The sequence below is a fragment of the Streptomyces sp. NPDC013455 genome (assembly GCF_040632975.1).
GTDB lineage: Bacteria > Actinomycetota > Actinomycetes > Streptomycetales > Streptomycetaceae > Streptomyces.
Genome location: NZ_JBEYCX010000026.1, coordinates 27,269 through 39,758, shown reverse-complemented (window position 1 = coordinate 39,758; position 12,490 = coordinate 27,269). Strand labels below are relative to the sequence as shown.

Annotated in this window: 13 protein-coding genes; 7 read left to right on the top strand and 6 right to left on the bottom strand. The window is 71.1% G+C overall.

What is annotated here, in order from left to right:
- Positions 1–3: 3 nt before the first annotated feature.
- The 4 genes from ABZ576_RS30830 (at position 4) to ABZ576_RS30815 (ending at position 3,327) form a co-directional block, all read left to right on the top strand.
- Positions 4–495, top strand: a complete 492-nt coding sequence (locus ABZ576_RS30830; protein WP_360748121.1) for a low molecular weight protein-tyrosine-phosphatase — start codon at positions 4–6, stop codon at positions 493–495.
- The gene (locus ABZ576_RS30825; RefSeq protein ID WP_360748118.1) at positions 492–1,640 is read left to right on the top strand and encodes a cystathionine gamma-lyase; all 1,149 of its coding nucleotides are present in this window, start codon (positions 492–494) and stop codon (positions 1,638–1,640) included. The genes ABZ576_RS30830 and ABZ576_RS30825 overlap by 4 nt, the downstream gene beginning before the upstream one ends.
- A gap of 213 nt (positions 1,641–1,853) precedes the next feature.
- A complete protein-coding gene (locus ABZ576_RS30820) occupies positions 1,854–2,759 on the top strand; it encodes a LysR family transcriptional regulator (RefSeq protein WP_360748115.1) in 906 nt (301 codons plus the stop codon).
- Between the two features lie 85 nt (positions 2,760–2,844).
- The gene (locus ABZ576_RS30815; RefSeq protein ID WP_360748112.1) at positions 2,845–3,327 is read left to right on the top strand and encodes an NUDIX hydrolase; all 483 of its coding nucleotides are present in this window, start codon (positions 2,845–2,847) and stop codon (positions 3,325–3,327) included.
- Between the two features lie 6 nt (positions 3,328–3,333).
- On the opposite strand, the gene ABZ576_RS30810 is transcribed toward ABZ576_RS30815, so the two are convergent.
- Positions 3,334–4,710, bottom strand: coding sequence for a globin domain-containing protein (locus ABZ576_RS30810; RefSeq protein WP_360748109.1), 1,377 nt, complete (start codon positions 4,708–4,710; stop codon positions 3,334–3,336).
- Between the two features lie 46 nt (positions 4,711–4,756).
- Positions 4,757–5,392 carry a haloacid dehalogenase-like hydrolase gene (locus tag ABZ576_RS30805; RefSeq protein WP_360748106.1) on the bottom strand — a complete coding sequence of 212 codons (636 nt, stop codon included), beginning with the start codon at positions 5,390–5,392 and terminating at the stop codon, positions 4,757–4,759.
- Between the two features lie 150 nt (positions 5,393–5,542).
- Here ABZ576_RS30805 and ABZ576_RS30800 point away from each other — a divergent pair, with 150 nt between their 5' ends.
- On the top strand, positions 5,543–6,409 hold the full coding sequence (locus ABZ576_RS30800) for a GNAT family N-acetyltransferase (RefSeq protein WP_360748103.1): 867 nt from the start codon (positions 5,543–5,545) through the stop codon (positions 6,407–6,409).
- 72 nt (positions 6,410–6,481) lie between these two features.
- Here the strand turns inward: ABZ576_RS30800 and ABZ576_RS30795 are convergent, their stop codons facing one another.
- Both ABZ576_RS30795 and ABZ576_RS30790 read right to left on the bottom strand, forming a co-directional pair.
- A complete protein-coding gene (locus ABZ576_RS30795; protein ID WP_360748100.1) occupies positions 6,482–6,901 on the bottom strand; it encodes a heme-binding protein in 420 nt (139 codons plus the stop codon).
- A gap of 103 nt (positions 6,902–7,004) precedes the next feature.
- Positions 7,005–8,213, bottom strand: coding sequence for an MFS transporter (locus ABZ576_RS30790; RefSeq protein ID WP_360748097.1), 1,209 nt, complete (start codon positions 8,211–8,213; stop codon positions 7,005–7,007).
- A 143-nt stretch (positions 8,214–8,356) separates the two neighbouring features.
- On the opposite strand from ABZ576_RS30790, the gene ABZ576_RS30785 reads away from it, so the two are divergent.
- Together ABZ576_RS30785 and ABZ576_RS30780 are read left to right on the top strand one after the other, a co-directional pair.
- Positions 8,357–8,815 carry a MarR family transcriptional regulator gene (locus ABZ576_RS30785; protein WP_360748094.1) on the top strand — a complete coding sequence of 153 codons (459 nt, stop codon included), beginning with the start codon at positions 8,357–8,359 and terminating at the stop codon, positions 8,813–8,815.
- 9 nt (positions 8,816–8,824) lie between these two features.
- Positions 8,825–9,277 carry a GNAT family N-acetyltransferase gene (locus ABZ576_RS30780; RefSeq protein ID WP_360748091.1) on the top strand — a complete coding sequence of 151 codons (453 nt, stop codon included), beginning with the start codon at positions 8,825–8,827 and terminating at the stop codon, positions 9,275–9,277.
- Between the two features lie 94 nt (positions 9,278–9,371).
- Here the strand turns inward: ABZ576_RS30780 and ABZ576_RS30775 are convergent, their stop codons facing one another.
- Both ABZ576_RS30775 and dnaB read right to left on the bottom strand, forming a co-directional pair.
- Complete coding sequence (locus ABZ576_RS30775) at positions 9,372–10,757, bottom strand: serine hydrolase domain-containing protein (protein WP_360748088.1); 1,386 nt, start codon at positions 10,755–10,757, stop codon at positions 9,372–9,374.
- Positions 10,758–10,806: 49 nt separating this feature from the next.
- Positions 10,807–12,285, bottom strand: coding sequence for a replicative DNA helicase (dnaB, locus tag ABZ576_RS30770; RefSeq protein ID WP_360748085.1), 1,479 nt, complete (start codon positions 12,283–12,285; stop codon positions 10,807–10,809).
- Positions 12,286–12,490 lie beyond the last annotated feature (205 nt).

Below are 12,490 nucleotides of genomic sequence, written 5' to 3'. Positions count from 1 at the left end.
GCCATGACCTACCGCGTCTGCTTCGTGTGCACCGGCAACATCTGCCGCTCCCCGATGGCCGAATCCGTCTTCCGCACGCGGGTGGCGGAAGCCGGACTGGAGGACCTGGTGGCGGTCGACAGCGCCGGTACCGGCGGCTGGCACGAGGGCGAGCCCGCCGACCCGCGCACCGTCTCGGTCCTGGACGAGTACGGCTACGCCGGCGAGCACGTCGCCCGCCGGTTCCAGCCGTCGTGGTTCGCCCGCCTCGACCTTGTGATCGCGCTGGACACCAGCCATCTCAAGGCCCTGCGCCGCCTCGCCCCCACCGAGGAGGACGCCCGCAAGATACGCCTGTTCCGCTCCTACGACCCCACCGCGGGAGGCGACCTCGACGTACCGGACCCGTACTACGGGGGACGGGAGGGCTTCGAGGAATGCCTGCAGATGGTCGAGGCGGCGAGCACCGGCCTGCTCGCAGCCGTACGGGCCGAGCTGGACGGGCGGGCCGCATGACGGGCGCCATGCGGGACGAGGGCTGCACCGGGGAGGGCACGCGCGCGGTCCGGGCCGGGCTGCCCGAGCCGGTCAAGCACGAGCCGACCCTGCCCGGGCCGGTGTTCGCGGCCCACTTCCACCTGCCCGGCGAGGTGACGGGCCCCTACGCGTACGGCCGTGACGACAATCCGACCTGGACGCTGCTGGAGCGGGCCATCGGCGAGCTGGAGGCGCCCGGCCGGGACGACGTCGAGACGCTGGTGTTCGCCTCCGGTATGGCGGCGATCTCCTCCGTGCTGTTCTCGCAACTGCGCGCGGGGGACGCGGTCGTACTGCCGTCCGACGGCTACCAGGTGCTGCCGCTGGTCGGCGCGCAGCTGCGGGACTACGGCATCGAGGTCCGCACCGCGCCGACGGGCGGCGACGCCCAGCTCGAGCTGCTCGACGGTGCGCGGCTGCTGTGGATCGAGTCCCCCTCCAATCCCGGACTCGACGTGTGCGACATCCGGCGGCTGGCGGAGGCGGCGCACGCGCGCGGTGCCCTGGTGGCCGTCGACAACACGCTCGCCACGCCGCTGGGGCAGCGCCCGCTGGAGCTGGGCGCCGACTTCTCGGTTGCCAGCGGCACCAAACAGCTGACCGGGCACGGCGATGTTCTGCTGGGCTATGTCACCGGCCGCGATGCCGAGGCGATGGCCGCCGTACGCCGCTGGCGCAAGATCGTCGGCGCGATCTCCGGGCCCATGGAGGCCTGGCTCGCACACCGGTCGATCGCCACGCTGCAGCTGCGCGTCGACCGGCAGAACGCCACCGCCCTCGCCGTCGCGGAGGCACTGCGCCGGCGTCCCGAGGTCTCCGGACTGCGCTATCCGGGCCTCTCCGACGACCCCGCGCACGCGATCGCCTCACGGCAGATGCGCGGGTACGGCTGTGTCGTCTCCTTCACGCTGCCCACGCGTGCGCGTGCCGAGCGTTTCCTCACGGCTCTGCGCCTGGTGGAGGACGCGACGAGCTTCGGCGGGGTGCGGTCCACGGCCGAGCGCCGCGGCCGCTGGGGCGGGGACGCGGTCCCGGAAGGCTTCATCCGCATGTCCGTCGGCGCGGAGGACCCCGCGGACCTGGTGGCCGACGTACTGCGCGCCCTGGACGAGTCCGCGGGGTGAACGCGTCCACCCGCCCGCCGGACCGTCGGGACGGTCCGAGCCTCCCCCCTCGTGGCTCGGACCGTCCGCGGCTTCCGTGAGGGAAAGCCCGCTCCGACAAGGCTAGTTGACTGTCTGTCAGTGTCCAATCACAGTAGCGACAGGGACCTATCGGCGTATTTATGGTTGGTGCCTGCCTGGGGGCCGGAGAGGCAGTCACCGGGAGGGCGTGCCATGGATCTGGCCTTGCTGCGGACCTTCGTCGCCGTGCACCGGTCCGGTTCCTTCACCCGCGCCGCCGCGCTGCTCGGCCTCTCCCAGCCGGCCGTCACCTCGCAGATCCGCACGCTGGAGCGCCAGCTGGGCAGGCCCCTGTTCCTCCGCCAGGCACGCGGGGTGACCCCCACGACCATCGGCGACGAACTCGCGCACAAGGCGGGGCCGCACCTCGACGCGCTGGTGGAGATAGCCGAGAGCCGCCTGGACGACGCATCCTCCTCACGGACCCTGCACCTGGCCGGGCCCCCGGAGTTCACGGCCGAGCGGGTTCTGCCCACTCTGACGGAGCTGACCGGCGAGGACGGCCGGGGCCTCACGCTGCGCGCCTCCTTCGGCACGTCCGCGGAGGCCCTCGACGGGCTGGCCTGCGGCCACCATGACCTCGCCATCAGCACCGCCCGGCCGCGCGGCGCCCTGTTCACCGCCACCCCGCTCTGCGACGAGGAACACGTACTGGTCGCGGCCCCGCGCTGGGCCGAACGCATCGGATCCGACACGGTACGGCTGAAGGGCGCGCCGGCCGTGGACCACCTGCCGCTGGTGGAGGTCCATGAGTCGCTTCCCTTCGTCTCGCGCTACTGGGCCGCCGTCTTCGACTCCCGTCCGGCCGCCACGGGCACGATCGTCGTCCCCGATCTGCGGGCGGTGCTGTCCTGCGCGATCGCGGGCGCCGGACTGGCGGTGCTGCCGCGTTATCTGTGCGCCCCGGCCCTCCGCGAAGGCGCGATCGTCACCTTGCACGAGCCGGCGGTGCCGCCGCTGCGCACGTACTTCCTGGCGGTGCGGACCGGCACGCTCGGTATGCCTCCCATCGCGCGGGCCCACGAGTGGCTCCAACGCGCCGCCACCGCCTGGTGCTGACGCTGTGGCGCGGGCTCAGGCACTGCGGGGGTGGGGTGGTGCTTTGCGATGTTTCACGTGGAACCAGCCGGGCCACATTTCTCCCATGACCGTCCGACCCGTGGTCAAGCGCACCGCCCGCGCCGTTCTGCTGGACGGTGACGACCTGATTCTGATCAAGCGCACCAAGCCCGGTGTCGATCCCTACTGGGTCACTCCCGGTGGCGGGGTCGAACCCAGGGACTCGACCGTCGTGGACGCCCTCCACCGAGAGGTGTACGAAGAGCTCGGCGCCAAGATCACCGATGTGGTCCCGTGCTTCGTGGACACGGTGGAGCACATCGGTGAGGACGGCGGCGCGACCGGTGTAAAGGTGCAGCACTTCTTCGTCTGCCGGCTGGAATCCATGGATCCGGCCCTGCGGCACGGTCCCGAGGTGGACGAGCCGACGGGTGAGTACGAGATCGTCCGCGTTCCGTTCACCCGCGTCGGCATCGCCTCCGTCCACCTCGTGCCCTTGTCCCTGCGCCACTACCTGGACGGCAACATCGAGGGAGTACGGGCCATGCACGCCCCCGACCTCGGGTGAGCGCCGTCAGTCCGCGGTGACGAGCAGTTCCTCCACGGAGTCGTGCCGTATGCGGCTCGGCGGAATGCCCATGTCCCGCAGCGCGCCGATGCCGCTCCGGACCATGCCGGGCGGGCCCGAGAGATAGGCGTCGTACTCGTTCCACGGGCCGTATCCGCGGACGGCGTCGGGAAGCTGGAGCCGGGACTGCTGGTCTATGACCGCGCGGACCGACAGCCAGGGGTGGCTCTGCTGGAGCCTGAGCATGGTGTCGATGTCGTAGAGGCCGTGCTCGGTGCGTGCCCCGTAGAACACCTCGACCGGGCGGCGTTCGCCGTGCTCGGCGACATCCTCCACCAGGGCCTTGATGGGCGCGATGCCGGTGCCGCCGCCCAGGCAGAGCAGTCCGCTGTCGGTGGTGTGGTCGACGGTCATCGAGCCGGTCGGCGGGCCGAGGCGTATGACGTCTCCGGGCCGGGCACGGTGCACCAGCGCGTTGGAGACCCAGCCGGCCGGGACGGCCTTCACATGGAACGTCAGCAGTCCGTCGGAGCGGGGCGCGGAGGCGAACGAGTAGTTCCGCCACACCCGCGGCCACCAGGGGGTCTCCACGCTCGTGTACTGGCCCGCGAGGAACGGGTACGGCTGGTCGGGGCGGACGGTGAGGACCGCGACGTCCGGGGTCCGCAGCTCGTGCGTGACGACCTCGGCGTGCCACCAGGCCGGGGCGAGCAGCTCGTCCGCCGCCGCGGCGTCGATCATGACCTGGGACATCGTCGTGTACGCCCGCACCCAGGCCGCTTCGGTCTCCGGGCTCCACAGGGTGGTGGCGTACTTGCTCAGCGCGCCGATGAGGCATTCGCCCACGGCCGGATAGTGCTCGGCCCGCGTCCCGTACTTGCGGTGTCCGCGGCCCAGATTCCGCAGGTAGTCGACGAGGACGGGGGTGTTGTCGAGGTGCTCGGCCGCCGTGAGCAGCGCCTTCAGCAGGCGGTCCCGCTGGACGTCCATCGCGGCCGGGAAGAGCGACCGAAGTTCCGGGTGCCGGACGAAGAGCAGAGCGTAGAAGTATGAGGTGACCTTGTCGGCGACGGGGCCGATCTCGGTCATCGTGCGCCGGATGAGGAGAGCGTCCGCGCCCGGCCCGGGCCGCGCCGCAGGGGGAACGAGATGCCCCGCAGAAGGACCGGGGCGCTCGGCACGGTCGGCAGGAAGACCGGGGCGCTCGGCGGGAAGACCGGGACGCCCGGCACCCGGCCGCAGCACCGCGGGCCGGAGTCCGCCGTGCTCCGCCTGGTCACCGTCCCCGTCCGGCGGCGGAGCCGACGGCACCTTGCGCGGCGCGAACCAGTCGCCCCCACCCGACATGCCGTTCTCCCCCGACGTGGTGGTCGGAGCGTCCATGGTGTGCCCTCGCCTCGAACATCTCTAGGTCGGTCTGCGCACCCTCCTACCCGGAAGGCGGGCGAACCATTTCATAGGCGTCCCACAGGTCCCGCCCGGTGTAGGAGTGGGTCGCGAGCCCGGCCAGATGGGTGTCGGCGTTGACGGCCACGGAGACCGGTACGACAGCGAACAGCTCCTTGTCCGACGACGAGTCGCCGTAGGCCACGCAGTCCGCCCGCGCCACGCCGAACTCCTCGCAGAGCCGGTCCGCGATGGTCACCTTGGCCGCGGCGCTGAGCACCCCGGACGGGTCGACGGGCTCGGTGAACGGCACGGCCGGGAACCGGGACCCATGCGCCGCGTGAGCACCCCAGTCGAGGAGCAGTTCGACAAAGAAGGAGGGCGAGAGAGACACCACCGCGCAGTATTCACCCGCGCTCCTGATCTCCGCCCAGACCTCGCGGATCCTCGCCAGCCAGGGAGCAGCCTCGAACGCGGCCCGTACGTGCGTCTCGGTCAGATCAGCCCACAGCTCGTGCACCTGTGCCGCGTACTCCGGCGGTCCGATCCGTCCCTCCGCGATCGCCCGGTCCAGCGCCGTCGTCTCCGCTTCCAGCCCCAACTGGCGGGAAATCTCGACCGGAGCGGTGGAGCCGTGGAGCAAAGTGCCATCGAGATCGAACAGATGAAGTCTCGCCATGGCGCTGAGGCTAGTCGGCTGCCGATGTTTCACGTGAAACACCAACAGCTGTCCAGGGGAGGTGCACCAGGCTACGAGATGGCCAAAAGCACGTATGTCCGAGCCGAAACGGGTGGACGGCAGGGGTGCCGGTCGGACAGCCTGACCTGCGTGCCGACTCCTTCCCTCGCCGCTCTGCCCATCCGTCGCCTGACGCTTCGCGATCTCCCAGCCTGCGCCGACCTGTCCGAGGACCGGGGATGGCCTCGGGAGGAACACAAGTGGGGATTCCTCCTCACAGCGGGCAAGGGCTTGGGCATCGATGACCCCGAGGGGGGTCTGGTCGCCGCGTGCGTGGTCACGGAGTACGGCGCATGGGGGCGGCCGGATCTCGGTGCCGTGGGGATGGTCCTGGTGGCCGAACGCCATGCCCGCAGGGGCGTCGGTCGCCGCCTGATGCGGCATGTCCTGTCGGCCATGGGACCCACTCCGCTGACCCTGCACGCCACGCCGTCCGGCCGCCCCCTGTACGAGGAGCTGGGCTTCAAAGCGACGGGCCGGGCGGAGATGCTGAGCGGCCTCTTCTCGCCCGGCGGCCCGGAGCCGGCAGTCGCCACGCGTGCCGCCACCGCGGAGGACCTGCCCGCGATCCTGCGGCTCGACGAGGAGGTGTTCGGCACCGACCGCACCCCCCTCATCACCCGGCTGCCCGCCTTCGCCGATCAGCTGCGGGTCGCCGAGGAGGACGGCCGGCTCATCGGCTACACGGCCGCGTGGCCCAACATGGACACCCATGTCGTCGGCCCGCTGATCGCCCGGGACACGGAGACCGCCAAGGCGCTCATCGCTTCGCTGGCGGCCCGTACGGACCGCCCCCTGCGCACCGACATCGACGTCCGCCACGAGGAGCTGCTGGTCTGGGCGAAGGAGCGGGGGCTGGCCTCCGTGGCCTTCAACGCCGTGATGACCTACGGCATCACCGAGCTGCCGGGCGACTGGACCCGGCGCTTCGCACCGCTGACGGTCGCCGCGGGCTGAGCTGACGTACGCCGCACGCCGGCCCCGCCGCTTCTGGCGGCGGGGCCGGCGTCATGTGGTGCGGGCCGTGGCTCAGGCGAGGGCCTGCACGGCCGCGGTGGCGAAGCCGTGGTCCTGCTCCGGGGCACCGCCGCCGACGCCGATCGCGCCGATCAGCCGGCCGTCCCGGTGGACGGGGACGCCGCCGGCGATGAACAGCAGCGGCCGGTCGAGGGCCGTGGGCAGGGTGTGGAAGAGACCGCCGGGCTGGACGGCGGCGACGAGGCCGGCGGTGGGCGCGTTCAGCTGGAGCGCCGTGTAGGCCTTGCGGGTGCTGGTCTCACCGGAGATCAGCACGGCCCGGTCGTCCCGGCGGAAGGCGAGCAGATGGCCGCCGGCGTCCAGGACGGTGACGCTGACGGTGACCCCGGCCTCCTCGGCCGCCCGGCGGGCCGTGGCGACGAGCAGCTCGGCGTCTTCGGTGGTGAGCGGGGCGACGGCGGTGGTGCTCATGGAGCTGTCTCCTTGGGTGGTGCCGTGGTGGGTGCTTGCCGTACCGGAAGGCCCGGCACGGGGTCTTGGGGTGTCCGGTGCGAGGCGCCCGGGTGCCGGCGGCTCAGTGGTGGACGGGCGTCCGCTGCCCCGACGGCGTACCGGAGGCGACCACGGTCCCGTGCCTACGGTCGCGGCGCTCCAGGGCTGCCGACAGGACGGCGAGGACGAGGGCGGCGGCGGCGAGGGCGGCACCGACCCAGTTGGGGGCCGTGTAGCCGAAGCCGGCCGCGATCACGAGGCCGCCGAGCCAGGCGGACAGGGCATTGCCCAGGTTGAAGGCGCCGATGTTCACGGCCGACGCGAGCGTCGGGGCGCCGTGCGCCTGGTCGAGGACGCGCTTCTGCAGGGGCGGCACGGTGGCGAAGCCCAGCGCGCCGATCAGGGCGATGGTCACCGCGGCCGCGATCTTGTTGTGGGCGGTGAGCGTGAAGAGCGCCAGGACGACGGCCAGGGCACCGAGCGAGACGTACAGCATCGGCATCAGCGCGCGGTCGGCGAACTTGCCGCCGACGAGGTTGCCGCCGACCATGCCGAGGCCGAACAGGACCAGCAGCCAGGTGACCGAGCCGTCGGCGAACCCGGCGATGTGGGTCATCATCGGCGCGATGTAGGTGATGGCCGCGAAGACACCGCCGAAACCGAGGACGGTCATCGCCATGGCGAGCAGCACCTGGGCGTTCTTGAAGGCGGCCAGCTCATGCCGCAGGTGTACGCCCTCCGGCTGCGGCAGCTCGGGCACGAGCTTGGCGATACCGGCGAGACCGACGACCCCGAGGGCGGCGACGACGGCGAAGGTGACGCGCCAGCCGATGGCCTGTCCGATCAGGGTGCCCATCGGGACGCCGACGACGTTGGCGACGGTCAGTCCGGTGAACATCATCGCGATGGCGCCGGCCTTCTTGTCGGGCGCGACCAGCTCGGCCGCGACGACCGATCCGATGCCGAAGAAGGCACCATGGGCGAGTGAGGCGACCACACGGCCGATCAGCATGATCGCGAAGGCGGGGGCCACGGCGGAGAGCAGGTTCCCGGCAATGAACAGGACCATCAGCAGCATCAGCATCCGCTTGCGGGGGACCTTGGTGCCGAGCAGGGTCATCAGCGGGGCACCGATGACCACGCCGAGCGCGTAGCCGGTCACGAGCAGGCCTGCCGTGGGGATGGAGACCCCGAAGTCACCCGCGACCTCGGGCAGCAAACCCATGATCACGAACTCGGTCGTGCCGATTCCGAAGGCCCCGATCGCGAGGGCCAGAAGCGCGAGAGGCATGTGGGGGTACACCTTCCCAGAAGATTGCAGGAGCGCTTTGCGTTCGTCCACAATAATTGCAGACGCGGGATACTTGCAAGCGATGACTATTGCGCTGGTGCTCTACCCTGGATGCAGCCGCTCCGGGACGGAGGAACACGCCAATGACAGCGACGGACCCCGCGCTCACCGCCCTCGCCCAGGGCTGGTGCGCCCTTTCTGCGCTGCACGGAAGAATCGAGGCGCACATCGAGCGCGCCCTCCAGGCCGGGCACGACCTGAGCGTGCGCGAGTACTCCCTGCTGGACGTGCTCAGCCGGCAGCACGACGGCGAGGGCGGACACCTGCAGATGAAGCAGGTCGCCGACGCGGTCGTGCTCAGCCAGAGCGCCACCACTCGTCTGGTGACCCGGCTGGAGGACCGCGGTCTGCTCGAGCGCTACCTGTGCCCCACCGACCGGCGCGGGATCTACACCAATGTCACCGAGGCCGGCCTGCGACTGCTGGAGGAGGCGCGGCCCACCAACGACGCGGCGCTGCGCGAGGCCTTGGACGACGCCGCCAGGAACCCCGAACTGGCCCCGCTGGTGCGGGTGGTCGAGTCGCTGAACGTGCCCGCATAGGGTGCGGGCATGGGAGATCTCGAAATACGCCCCGCACTCGCCGACGACCTCCCGGCGATCGTCGCCCTGCTCGCCGACGACCCGCTCGGAGCGCAGCGCGAGTCCCCCGACGACCTGGCCCCGTACCGCACCGCACTGGAACGGCTCACGGCCGACCCGAACCAGCACCTCGTCGTCGCCGTACGCGAAGGCCGTGTGATCGGAACCCTCCAGCTCACGATCATCCCCGGCCTCTCGCACAAGGGATCCACCCGCGCGCTCATCGAGGCCGTGCGCATCCACGCCGACCAGCGAGGCAGCGGACTGGGCAGCACGCTGATCGAGTGGGCGATCGACACCTCCCGGCGGCTCGGCTGCCGGATGGTGCAGCTCACCTCCGACAAGTCCCGCACCGACGCCCACCGCTTCTACGAGCGGCTCGGCTTCCACGCCTCGCACGAGGGCTTCAAGCTACGACTCTGACCACAGCCCCCGGGCCCCCGGTACCCCGGACCGCACCGAAAACCGGAAGAGGGGTGTGTTTCACGTGAAACACACCCCTCGCCGCATCCCAGGGCTAGCCGATGCCCCGCCACCCCTGCGGGTCAACGCCCCCCGGCACCGCTGAACCGGGTTCGTACGGCTGTCGCGTGAACACGAACGAGCCGATGTCCAGGTGGCTGAGAGACCCGTCCGGGCGCCGTACCGGCCGCATCACCTCACCGGCGTAGTAACCCTCCAGCCCCGTCCAGGTGCCGTCACCGTTCGCGCGGAAGCGGGCCCTGCGGCCGCCGCCGGCCAGCGGGGCCAGTGCGAGAAGGCCGTCGGCGGTGGCACGGAGGCCGCAGGCGTGGGTGCCCCAGTACCACTGCCCCACCAGCTCCAGCACCGCCGCATCGGCTTCACGCAGCGGCCGCCAGGGCTCCGGGATACGTGGTTCCGCCTCGGCGACGATCCGGACCAGGTCCGCTCCGACCGCACCCAGCAGCGGTCCGCTGGTGCAGTTGGCGAGGACCACGGCGGCCACGTCGTCCTCCACGCTGATGGTGAGGTTCGCCAGAAATCCCGGCAGCGAACCGGAGTGGCCGACGAGCAGCCGGCCGTCACGCCGCTGAATCTGCATGCCCAGCCCGTAGGTGACGCCGTCCATGACGTCCGCGGCCTCGGCGGGCGCCGCCGGGGTACGCATCTCCCGCACCGATTCCGCGCCCAGGACCCGGTCGTCCCCCCGGGCCAGGAACACGGCGAACCGCGCCAGGTCCCCGGTGGTCGACCAGAGCTGGCCGGCCGGCGCCATCCGGCCCAGGTCCTCCAACGGCTCGGGGAGCATCGCGTCGGCCCATGGATGCACGGCCCAGCCCCCCGCGTGCGGGGGCTCGGGCCGCACGCCGGTGCGGTGCAGGCCGAGCGGCTCCAGGATCTCGGCGCGCAGCACCTGCTCCCAGGGAGCGCCGCGCACCTCCTCCACCAGGGCTCCGAGCACGGTGTAGCCGGAATTGGAGTAGTGGTGCCGCCGGCCGACGGGATGCAGCAGGGGCCGTTCCCCGAGCACATCGCTCAGCGCCGGCCGCAGGGAGCCGGGCGTCCGCTCCCACCAGGGCGCGGGCGACTCGGCCGCCAACCCCGCGGTGTGCGCGAGCAGTTCGGCGATCGTCGCCTCGCCCACACCGGTGCCCGGAAGATGCTTCTCCAGCGGATCACCGAGATCGAGCAGACCCTCGTCGCGCAGCCGCATCACCAGCACAGCGGTGAACGTCTTGGTGATGGAGCCGATCCGGTACTGCACGGTCTCGTCGGGTCCGTGCCCGTCCACCGAGGTCCGCGCACCGTGCCACACGGCCCGCCCGTCCCGTACGACGGCGGCGACCAGCGACGGAGCCCGCCCTTCGGCCTGCGCGACGGCGATCCGGTGCAGCAGGGCACGCCGGGTGCCGGGAAGCAGCTCTTCCTGAGGTGTCGTCATGGGCTCAGTTCACCCGTTGCGGCGGCGGGCGTCGAATCCGTTTCCCGGATCAGGTCTGGGCCATGTCCACGAAACGCGAGTAGTGGCCCTGGAAGGCGACCGTGATGGTGGCCGTCGGACCGTTTCGGTGCTTGGCGACGATCAGGTCGGCCTCGCCGGCCCGCGGGGACTCCTTCTCGTACGCGTCCTCGCGGTGCAGCAGGATGACCATGTCGGCGTCCTGCTCGATGGAACCGGACTCACGCAGGTCGGAGACCATCGGCTTCTTGTCGGTGCGCTGTTCGGGTCCACGGTTGAGCTGGGAGAGCGCGATGACCGGGATCTCCAGCTCCTTGGCGAGCAGCTTGAGGTTACGGGACATGTCCGAAACCTCCTGCTGACGGCTCTCGGCACGCTTGGAGCCGCCGGACTGCATCAGCTGGAGGTAGTCGATGACGACCAGCTTCAGGTCGTTGCGCTGCTTCAGGCGACGGCACTTGGCGCGGATCTCCATCATCGACAGGTTCGGGGAGTCGTCGATGTACAGCGGCGCCGCCGACACGTCCGGCATGCGGCGGGCGAGCCGGGTCCAGTCCTCATCGGTCATCGTGCCGGACCGCATGTGGTGCAGGGCGACCCGGGCCTCGGCGGACAGCAGACGCATCGCGATCTCGTTGCGGCCCATTTCGAGCGAGAAGATGACGCTCGGGAGGTTGTGCTTGATGGAGGCGGCCCGCGCGAAGTCCAGGGCGAGGGTGGACTTACCCATGGCGGGACGGGCCGCGATGACGATCATCTGGCCCGGATGGAGGCCGTTGGTGAGGGAGTCGAAGTCGGTGAACCCGGTGGGCACGCCCGTCATCTCGCCGCTGCGCGAACCGATCGCCTCGATCTCGTCGAGGGCGCCTTCCATGATGTCGCCGAGCGGGAGGTAGTCCTCGCTGGTGCGCTGCTCGGTGACGGCGTAGATCTCCGCCTGGGCGCTGTTGACGATCTCGTCCACGTCGCCGTCGGCCGCGTATCCCATCTGCGTGATGCGCGTTCCGGCCTCGACCAGGCGGCGCAGGACGGCCCGCTCGTGGACGATCTCCGCGTAGTACTCGGCGTTGGCGGCCGTCGGCACGGTCTGGACGAGACTGTGCAGGTAGGCGGCGCCGCCGACCTTGTTGATCTCGCCGCGCTTGGTGAGTTCGGCGGCGATGGTGATCGGGTCGGCCGGCTCGCCCTTGGCGTAGACGTCCAGGATGGCCTGGTAGATCGTCTCGTGCGCGGGCTTGTAGAAGTCGTGGCCCTTGAGGATCTCGACGACGTCGGCGATGGCGTCCTTGGACAGCAGCATGCCGCCCAGCACCGACTGCTCGGCGTCCAGGTCCTGGGGCGGCACCCGCTCGAAGGCCGAACCGCCGCCGTCCCAGGAGTCGTTGTCCCGGCCCCGGTCGTGCTGCTCGCCACGACCCCGGCCGCCGTCACCACGCCGACGGGAGGCCGGCAGACGATCGCTGGGTCCGCTGTCGGCCCACGGATCGTCCAAGGGCTCGGAAATGCTCACCGAGCCACCTCCTCCCGTCCGCACGGCGGACCTCGCCGTGTCCTCTTTTGTACGGCACGACACTGACAACTGAGAGGCCCGGCTCCGGTTTCAACGTGTCGTCTCTGCGACGGTTCCCGAGCCGGAAAGGGACGCTTGCCGGGCCCGGGAAAGGAGCGGGCGCCGGACCACGGTAGGCCCCTCGGCACCGTCAGCCAATCTGGTT

Excerpts from the sequence above, each read along its gene's own strand:
- ABZ576_RS30780 (WP_360748091.1), top strand. The coding sequence starts at position 8,825 with ATGGGAGATCTCGAAATACGCCCCGCACTCGCCGACGACCTCCCGGCG.
- ABZ576_RS30795 (WP_360748100.1), bottom strand. The coding sequence starts at position 6,901 with ATGAGCACCACCGCCGTCGCCCCGCTCACCACCGAAGACGCCGAGCTG.
- ABZ576_RS30805 (WP_360748106.1), bottom strand. The coding sequence starts at position 5,392 with ATGGCGAGACTTCATCTGTTCGATCTCGATGGCACTTTGCTCCACGGC.
- ABZ576_RS30815 (WP_360748112.1), top strand. The coding sequence starts at position 2,845 with ATGACCGTCCGACCCGTGGTCAAGCGCACCGCCCGCGCCGTTCTGCTG.
- ABZ576_RS30790 (WP_360748097.1), bottom strand. The coding sequence starts at position 8,213 with ATGCCTCTCGCGCTTCTGGCCCTCGCGATCGGGGCCTTCGGAATCGGC.
- ABZ576_RS30830 (WP_360748121.1), top strand. The coding sequence starts at position 4 with ATGACCTACCGCGTCTGCTTCGTGTGCACCGGCAACATCTGCCGCTCC.
- ABZ576_RS30825 (WP_360748118.1), top strand. The coding sequence starts at position 492 with ATGACGGGCGCCATGCGGGACGAGGGCTGCACCGGGGAGGGCACGCGC.
- ABZ576_RS30820 (WP_360748115.1), top strand. The coding sequence starts at position 1,854 with ATGGATCTGGCCTTGCTGCGGACCTTCGTCGCCGTGCACCGGTCCGGT.
- ABZ576_RS30810 (WP_360748109.1), bottom strand. The coding sequence starts at position 4,710 with ATGGACGCTCCGACCACCACGTCGGGGGAGAACGGCATGTCGGGTGGG.
- ABZ576_RS30785 (WP_360748094.1), top strand. The coding sequence starts at position 8,357 with ATGACAGCGACGGACCCCGCGCTCACCGCCCTCGCCCAGGGCTGGTGC.
- ABZ576_RS30775 (WP_360748088.1), bottom strand. The coding sequence starts at position 10,757 with ATGACGACACCTCAGGAAGAGCTGCTTCCCGGCACCCGGCGTGCCCTG.